We start from the raw sequence: 8,562 nt of genomic DNA, 5'->3' as shown, positions 1-8,562 counted from the left end.
GCTGTGGATCAGGAGATTGCTTCCCTGCTGGCCGCCATAGAGCAGGAAAAAATTCCAGACCGCCTGACCAAGCTGGCGATCGAATTGCAGAACGCGCTCGTCGAGAAACGTCGGCGCGACGTGAAGAACTGACTATCTGCGGCCGTCGACCTCGACATCGAGCTGACCATCCGACAGCTGGTTTCGTCTTTCTATCAATGTCTGCAGCGAACTCTCCCCCAGGAATTCAAGGATGTTGGCGCGCGCACGGTTCAGGCGGCTTTTGACCGTTCCGACCGCGCAACCGCATATGTCGGCGGTTTCCTCGTAGCTCACTCCCAAAACGCCGATCAGCATCAGGCCCTCGCGTTGGTGTTCAGGCAGCCTTTGAATGGCGCCGTGAACTTCCTTGCTCTGAACGGTCCATTCCTGGGTGGCTTCCGAAATTGGTCTCGAAGACGCGCAATCGAGCAGGCCGGGCGCCTCCCGGGCAGCGATCTTGACCCGGGTATAGTAAGTGTTGCGCATGATGGTGAAGAGCCACGACTTCATGCGCGTACCGGGTTCGAACTTGTCGATGTTGGCGAGACCCTTGGTCAGTGTCTCCTGCACGAGATCGTCAGCGTCGTCGGGGACGCGGCAGAAGGTGCGCGCGAATGCCCGCAGGGCAGGTATCAGGTCAACGATGGAAACTTCATTGGTTTCCTGGTCGGCCAAAAGGCAGCCTCCGGATGACAATGGTCCAGCTCCCAGAAGAAAGAGTGTGTGAACGCAGCCCCAGCTAAATGCATGGAAGTTTGGTTCGTTCCTCGTGCCGGAGACAACTCTTCATGAATTGTGCGCAGGCGGAGATATCTGTCATCCGATCGGCGCGCACCATCGCCGCAGCAGTCCCGGCTCCTCCGACAGCGGTGTCTCCAGCGTCCATTTTTTACGGGAACAAAGCTGCTCACCGGCAGTTTGATGGCTTGACCACTTCAACCTTCCGGTATCGATCGAGGATCTGTCATGGCCAAATCCGCTCGCCCCTCCGCTCGCCAATCGGCAAGTGGACTGGATCAGAATAGCGCGCGCGGAAATGGCGGCGAGTTGCACCAGATCGCGGGGGACGACACGCCTGCCCTTACGACGGCGCTCGGAACGCCTGTCTCCGACGACCAAAACACATTGCGGATCGGTGAGCGCGGACCATCGCTGATCGAAGACTTTCACTTTCGCGAGAAGATTTTCCACTTCGACCACGAACGCATCCCGGAAAGGGTCGTTCATGCCCGCGGCTATGGCGCGCATGGTTTTTTCGAGACCTACGAGTCACTTGCCAAATACACACGTGCCGACATTTTCCAGCGAGCTGGTGAAAAGACGCCGGCATTCGTTCGTTTCTCGACGGTTGCCGGCAACAAGGGTTCGTTCGATCTCGCCCGCGACGTGCGCGGCTTCGCGGTCAAGCTCTACACCAAGGAGGGCAATTGGGATCTCGTCGGCAACAACATCCCGGTCTTCTTCATCCAGGACGCCATCAAGTTTCCCGATCTGATCCACGCCGCCAAACAGGAGCCCGACCGTGCCTTTCCGCAGGCACAGACGGCGCACGACAATTTCTGGGACTTCATCAGCCTGATGCCGGAATCAATGCACATGGTGATGTGGATCATGTCGGATCGCGCGATCCCGCGTTCCTTCCGCTTCATGCAAGGCTTTGGTGTGCACACGTTCCGCCTCGTCAACGCGAAGGACGAATCCACCTTCGTCAAATTCATCTGGAAACCGAAGCTCGGCATGCAATCGGTGGTCTGGAACGAGGCGGTCAAGATCAATGGTGCCGATCCCGACTTCCATCGCCGCGATTTGTGGGAGGCCATACAGGCCGGCAATTTCCCGGAATGGGAGTTGACGGTGCAACTGTTCGATCAGGCATTTGCCGACAGTTTCGACTTCGATATCCTGGATGCAACGAAGATCATTCCCGAAGAGGTCCTCGAACCAATTCCGGTCGGTCGGCTGGTGCTCGACCGGATGCCGGACAATTTCTTCGCCGAGACCGAGCAGGTGGCGTTCATGACGCAGAATGTGCCGCCCGGAATCGATTTCTCCAACGATCCGCTACTGCAAGGCCGCAACTTCTCTTATCTCGATACCCAATTGAAACGGCTGGGCAGCCCGAACTTTACCCATCTGCCGATCAACGCGCCGAAGTGCCCGTTCGCCCATTTTCAACAGGACGGGCACATGGCCATGCGCAACCCGGCCGGTCGTGCCAACTATGAGCCGAACTCATGGGGACTGGGACCGCGCGAGGATCCGCAGCGTGGCTTCCGTTCTTTCGCCGATGCCGAACAAGGGCAGAAAGTACGTCTGCGCGCGGAGAGCTTCGCCGATCACTACAGCCAGGCCCGGCAATTCTTCAACAGCCAGACACCACCGGAGCAGCGTCACATCGCGATGGCGCTGACGTTTGAACTGAGCAAGGTCCAGGCGCCGGCAATCCGCGAGCGCATGGTTTCGCATTTGTTGAACATCGATGAAACGCTGGCGACCACGGTCGCCGATAAGCTCGGCATCCGTGACCTGCCCGAACCTGCCGAAGCCGCCGTTCCGCCGCGCGATGACTTGCCGCCGTCGCCGGCGCTCAGCATCATCCAAAATGGACCCAATAGTTTCGAAGGCCGCAAAGTCGGTGTCATGCTCAGCGATGGAGCCGATGTCGCGCTGTTCGAGGAACTTCGTTCCGCCATCGAAGCGGAAGGCGCGGTGATGGAGGTGGTTGCGCCCAAGGTGGGTGGCGTCGAAGCCGCCGACGGCACCCACATCGAGGCAAGGCACATGATCGACGGCGGTCCGTCCGTATTGTTCGACGCGGTGGTGCTGCTCCTCTCCGAGGCGGGCGCCGAGTTGCTGGTCAAGGAGGCCGCTGCGAAGGATTTCGTGTCTGATGCGTTTGCGCACTGCAAGTTCATCGGCTTCACCCCGGGGGCCGAGCCGCTCCTGGCCAAAGCAGGCGTCGCTCCCGATGCCGATGAGGGGCTGACGCGGCTGGATTCGGCAGCTTCGGTAACTGCATTTGTGCGGTCATGCCGGAAGCTGCGGCTCTGGGCGCGGGAGGCGGCTGTCAAGCTTTGATGCGATGACGTCAGCTGTTTTCCGCTGGCATGTCCGCAGGCTTTGGTTTGCCGCCAACCCAGTCCGCACCCCGATCTACGAGCGATCTTCCTTGCTGGACGCTTGCCGCTGCTTTTCCAGGACCTCATCGGTCCCGACCAGCTTCTTTGCTCCGCCTGAAATGGTCGTGGACACCACTGAGGGCGGATCGCTCGCCGGAAAGGAATCCTCCAATCCCGCCTGCAGTTGGTCCTCGAGCGTGCGTGGTTCTTCGGAACGGCCGGGCGTTCTGCGTGTGTCTATCTTCTCAAGCGGCTGTTTCCTCTCTGGCGAATCGTTGGCGTTCCGGACCAGGGCGTAAAGTTGCTCGATCGCGAATTCCTTGATCGTTTCGAAATCGGCGCGATCGTCCTCTGCCGCCTCGATCTGATCAACCATGGCTTTCTCGAAGCGGTCGAGGCTGTCGCCTCCGCAGGCATGGGAAAGGCGCAACAGGGCTTCGTTCAGCATCAACGGAGCAAAATGTGCTGAAGCTTCAAGCCTGAGTTGTCTTAGACGATCCGGAGTGGCGGCCTGCAACTTTGACATGGACAACCTCCTTTCTCCCACAAGCGTCTCAACGACATTTGACCGCCGATGTTCCACTGCGCCTGAACATCCTTCCCGCCCGGCGAGCTACAGGAACCAGCTTGCCACCAGTCCCGCCGACGCCGCAAAGATCGCCAGGGTCGTCACGCCGCCCAGGATGTTCGTGCTTATGCTGTTGACCTTGTCGCCCATGATCTTGCGATTGTTGGTCATGATCAGGATGAGAAGCAGCAGAGGTGGCGTTGAAAATCCTTGCACGACGCCCGACCAGACCAGGGCTTTCATAGGGTTGAAGCCGAAGAAATTGAGACCCACCGCCACCAGCGTTATGATCCCAATCACGATGTAGAATTTGGGAGCCTGGCGGGGTTTGGCATGCAGGCTATTCTTCCATCCCATCGCCTGAGCGAAATCGAAAGCGGCGCCAGCGGTCATGATCGGCACGGCCAGAAAGCCAACGCCAATTACACCGACCGCAAACAGAATGCTGGCAGCGTCGCCGGCAAGCGGCCGCAGCGCTTCGGCCGCCTGCGCCGCTGTCTCGATCTGCGTCTGCCCGGCCTTGTAGAGCGTCGAACCTGTCGAAAGAATGATGAAATACATGATCAGATTGGAGAACGTCATGCCGATCAGGATGTCGCGGCGGGATCGGCGCAGTTCGCTCTCCGTGGCGCCTTTGCGCTCTTCGAGGCTCGTTCGACCCTTGGCTATCTCCTCCTCCACCTCCTGATTGGACTGCCACGTGTAAAGGTATGCGGAGAGCGTGGTCCCGATGATGGCGACGAGGATGGACAGGTATTCGCGGCTGAATTCGATTTTTGGCAACAGCGTGCCGCGCAGGACAGAGGCTGCATCCGGTTTGGCAAGCACCGCGGAGACCACATAGGCAAGCAGAGCCAGAGCCAGCCACCGGAACACATTTCGGATCAATTTATACGATCCGAACACCTGCAGGGCAAAAATGACGACCGCAACGGCAATGACGACCAAGGGAGCAGGCAGAGGAACGAACAGCACGATGGCCGCCGACATGGCGCCAAGATCTGCGGCTGCCTCGATCGTGTTGCCAATCAGCACGCCCACCAGCACGGACCATAGCAGCCAACGCGGATAGAAGTCCGATATGACCTTGAAAAGCCCGCGACCCGAAACCTGGCCAAGCTTGGATGAAAGATAGACGACGACATACATCATCGGCAGCGTGACAGGTGCCGTCCACAGCAGGTCAGGCCCGAACCGCGCTCCGGCGCTCGCGTAGGTACCGATGGCCGAGCAGTCGTCATCGGCCGCGCCGGTGATCAGACCAAGCCCGAGAGCCCGAACGACGCCGCCCTTTTTTTGCCCGCTTGCCCTTTGGCCCTCGTCAGGTGGCTTGTTCATTGAAGGCGCGTCTTTACCGAGGCCACGCAAGAAATCATGACGAACATTCCAATCGGACGGCGATGAAGCAGCCGTTTCAAGCTGCATTGAGATCGAGGCTCGAACCTCTGGTCAGGCTTTTTGTTCCTGGACCAGTCCCGGCCCGCGACGACGTTTCATCCGATGCGGGTTCTTTCGGCGGAGCCGGACATCCAAGCGAATGCTCCGCTCCACTGAAGAAGGGTGTCGGAGCCTGTCATTCAGGCGACTTGGCACAAAACTTTCCCCGAAAGAAAATCCCGCGGCGCCAAAGTCGAGTGTTCGGCCCAGCCCGTTCATCCGCTTGGTCAGCGGCTCGTACCGCCGCCGATCGCCATCCGTAAGCCGAGGCCGATGATGAGACAGCCGGTGAGCCGCTGCTGCCAAAGCCTTGCGCGAGGGTGCCGCATGACCCATGCCCCGGCCGCGCCCGATGCCAAGGCATAGGCTCCCAGCACCAGCACACCGGTTATCTTCTGTGTTGCGCCAAGCAGCACCAGCTGCGACGTGACGGAGCCCCTGTGCGGATCGACAAACTGCGGCAGGAACGCAACCATGAACATCAAAGGCCAGGGATTGCTCAGATTGGCGATCATTCCTTCCCGGGCGGCGGCGAGCGGCCGCAGGGCCTTGAGGTCACCCGTGGGAATGGTTGCCGAGGATGAAAGCAGCAGCCGGACACCCAGCCAGACGATGTAGGCCGCCCCGGCCCATCGAAGCAGATTGAACGCCAGGGGCGAGGCGTGGACAAGCGAGGACAGGCCGAATGCAATCAGCGGAAGCTGCACAAGTCCGGCGCCCAGCGTCATGCCGAGCACCGTGAGCAGCGCCACGTCGCGCCCCTGTCCAATGCCGCGGGCCATCACCAGCATGCTGTCGGGACCTGGCGGCACCTGCATGAGAATGACGGTTCCGACAAAAGCTATCCACAATGAGGGATCGATGGGGCATCTCCGTTAGCGCTGCCGATGACATCAAAGCGGCCAGCCGTCATCCGGGTTCCGCGGCAAATGAAAATGTCCCATCGCGAAGAACCAGGCATGAACCGTCAGATGGAACGCGGTGCCAGTCCTGGAAGTTGAAAAAAGCCGGAGCCGTTCCTGAGCCGGTTTTGGAGGCCTACCCGTGCATGAACCAATAAACGCCTTCCCGCTCCCGCTGGACACGTCTCCGATGGAGGCCAAGCTTGCCGATGAAATCCCCCGGGATGGAAACCGCTGGCAGTACGAGCCCAAATGGGACGGGTTTCGCTGCCTGGCTTTCAAGAGCGACGACACCGTTGACCTGCGCGCCAAATCCGGCAAGCCGCTCGGCCGCTATTTTCCAGAAATCACGGACATTTTGCGTGACCTCAAGCGCGGGCATTTCGTCCTCGACGGCGAGATTGTCATTGAGGTTGACGGTGAGCTTTCCTTCGAGGCGCTGCAGATGCGCCTTCACCCGGCACAAAGCAGAATCCGCAAACTGAGTTCGCAGACGCCTGCCAGTCTGATCCTCTTCGACATGCTTGCCAGGCCGGGCGGCGAGGTCATCACGGGCAAGCCACTTGTGGAACGGCGGCGAGCGATCGAGGACTTGGTGACCTCCTCGAACAGTCCAGATCTTCGCCTGTCGAAGTGCACTTATGATGCAGCCACGGCGGCTCGATGGCTACACGGCTCCGGCCATGCATCGACCGACGGCATCATGGCCAAAGTGCTTGATGAGCATTATCTGTGCGGCGAACGTGCGATGGTGAAGGTAAAGCCGAGGCGCACCGCCGATTGCGTTGTCGGCGGTTTCCGTTATCTCGCGGACAGTCGTGAGGTTGGCTCGCTGCTCCTCGGCCTCTACAATGACGACGGCAAGCTCGATCACGTCGGCTTCACGTCGACCATCGCCAGGACCGACAGAGGAGCGCTCACGCGCCGGCTGGAAGGGCTGCGGTCAGAGCCCGGATTCACCGGCAAGGCGCCCGGCGGCCCGAGCCGCTGGAGCACGGAGCGCAGCGGACAATGGGAACCCTTGCAGCCTGAACTGGTGGTGGAGGTCCGCTTCGACCACGTTACCGGCAATCGATTCCGCCACGGCACCAAACTGCTGCGCTGGCGCCCCGACAAGGCGCCACGGCAATGCACGTTTGAGCAGATCGAATAGACCGCTCCTGGAAGATCGCTTCCAGAAACCTGTCACGATTTATTGTGACGAAGGAACCAACTCGGGATTCACCGGTTCGGACACCATCCACCGGAGCTACCCCGACATGCCAAATGCAGCAGAAATTCTCATCGATACGCTCGTCGCCTGGGACGTGGAGGTGGTGTTCGGCTTGCCGGGAGACGGCATAAACGGCGTCATGGAAGCGTTGCGGACGCGGCGCGACAAGATTGCCTTCGTTCAGGTCCGGCATGAAGAGTCGGCTGCCTTCATGGCATGTGCGTATGCCAAGTGGACAGGAAAGCTGGGCGTGTGCCTTGCGACGTCCGGTCCCGGCGGAACACATCTTCTGACCGGCCTCTATGACGCCAAGCTCGACCAGGCTCCGGTGCTGGCGATTACGGGCATGCAGTTCCACGATCTGATCGAGACGTTCACGCAACAGGATGTCGATCTGACGCGCGTGTTCCACGATGTCTCCGTTTACAATGCACATGTCGCCGACGCCGCGCATATGGAAAACGTCGCCAGCCTTGCCTGCCGAACCGCGCTGGCGCGCAAGGGCGTCGCCCATCTTTCGATTGCCAGCGACATCCAGGAGCAGGAGAGCGATCCGTCGAAGCGCTCCAAGCGCAATCGCCCGGCGCACACGCCGCAGGATATGTTCGCCGGTCACAGCGTACCGCTGGAGGTTGAGCTCGACAAAGCCGCCGCCATTCTCAATGACGCTTCGCGGGTTGCGATCCTGGCCGGACGCGGCGCCATCGGCGCGGCCGCCGAACTCGAACACACGGCGCGACTGCTGCAGGCGCCTGTCGCGAAGGCCTTGCTGGGCAAGGCGGTGCTGCCGGACGACCATCCCTACACCACCGGCGGGATCGGCATTCTTGGAACCCTGGCTTCGCAAGAGGCGATGGAGAGCTGTGATGCGGTGCTGATTGTCGGTTCGACCTTTCCCTATATCGAATACTACCCGCAGCCCGGGCAGGCCCGTGGCGTCCAGATCGACTGCGATGCGCAGCGGATCGGCTTGCGCTTTCCGGTCGAGGCCGGCCTTGTCGGCGACGCGGCCGAGACATTGCGCGCGCTGAACCAACGTCTGACGCAGAAGCCCTCCGATGAGTTCCTGCACCGTTCCCAGGAGACCATGAGGAAATGGCGCGAGATGATGCGGCAGTCGGAAGACATGCAGGCGCAACCCTTGAAGCCACAGGCGATTGCCCGGGCGTTCGGACAACGGTTGGCCGACGACACGGTGCTGGCCACGGATTCCGGTCAGAACACGGAACTGGCCGCCCGCCATGTCGATCTTCGCAGCGGCCAGGCATTTGGGGTGTCCGGATCGCTGGCATCGATGGCTTG

General features: G+C 60.5%; 7 protein-coding genes. 3 read left to right on the top strand and 4 right to left on the bottom strand.

The genetic code is table 11. From position 1 onward, the window contains the following. Positions 1-132 precede the first annotated feature (132 nt). A complete protein-coding gene (locus tag EN984_RS13550) occupies positions 133-696 on the bottom strand; it encodes a sigma-70 family RNA polymerase sigma factor (RefSeq protein ID WP_127383782.1) in 564 nt (187 codons plus the stop codon). Between the two features lie 291 nt (positions 697-987). On the opposite strand from EN984_RS13550, the gene EN984_RS13545 reads away from it, so the two are divergent. After that, entirely contained in the window at positions 988-3,099 is a 2,112-nt protein-coding gene (locus EN984_RS13545) for a catalase (protein ID WP_127270593.1), read from the top strand. A 75-nt stretch (positions 3,100-3,174) separates the two neighbouring features. Here the strand turns inward: EN984_RS13545 and EN984_RS13540 are convergent, their stop codons facing one another. The 3 genes from EN984_RS13540 to EN984_RS13530 all read right to left on the bottom strand — a co-directional run bounded on the left by EN984_RS13540 (position 3,175) and on the right by EN984_RS13530 (position 5,963). Beyond that, on the bottom strand, positions 3,175-3,666 hold the full coding sequence (locus EN984_RS13540; RefSeq protein WP_127270596.1) for a hypothetical protein: 492 nt from the start codon (positions 3,664-3,666) through the stop codon (positions 3,175-3,177). Between the two features lie 87 nt (positions 3,667-3,753). Continuing rightward, positions 3,754-5,046 carry an Nramp family divalent metal transporter gene (locus EN984_RS13535; protein ID WP_127270605.1) on the bottom strand — a complete coding sequence of 431 codons (1,293 nt, stop codon included), beginning with the start codon at positions 5,044-5,046 and terminating at the stop codon, positions 3,754-3,756. A gap of 326 nt (positions 5,047-5,372) precedes the next feature. After that, positions 5,373-5,963 carry a LysE family translocator gene (locus EN984_RS13530; protein WP_127270534.1) on the bottom strand — a complete coding sequence of 197 codons (591 nt, stop codon included), beginning with the start codon at positions 5,961-5,963 and terminating at the stop codon, positions 5,373-5,375. A gap of 226 nt (positions 5,964-6,189) precedes the next feature. Here EN984_RS13530 and EN984_RS13525 point away from each other — a divergent pair, with 226 nt between their 5' ends. Beyond that, entirely contained in the window at positions 6,190-7,200 is a 1,011-nt protein-coding gene (locus tag EN984_RS13525) for an ATP-dependent DNA ligase (RefSeq protein ID WP_127270532.1), read from the top strand. A 106-nt stretch (positions 7,201-7,306) separates the two neighbouring features. Continuing rightward, positions 7,307-8,562 (top strand): thiamine pyrophosphate-binding protein (locus tag EN984_RS13520; protein ID WP_127383781.1); only part of this gene is annotated, 1,256 nt, incomplete at its 3' end.

The sequence above is a fragment of the Mesorhizobium sp. M7A.F.Ca.CA.004.12.1.1 genome, from assembly GCF_003997835.1.
In the GTDB taxonomy this organism is placed as follows: domain Bacteria; phylum Pseudomonadota; class Alphaproteobacteria; order Rhizobiales; family Rhizobiaceae; genus Mesorhizobium.
Note: the sequence above shows the minus strand (reverse complement) of the source record. Positions and strands in the feature narration are given on the sequence as shown.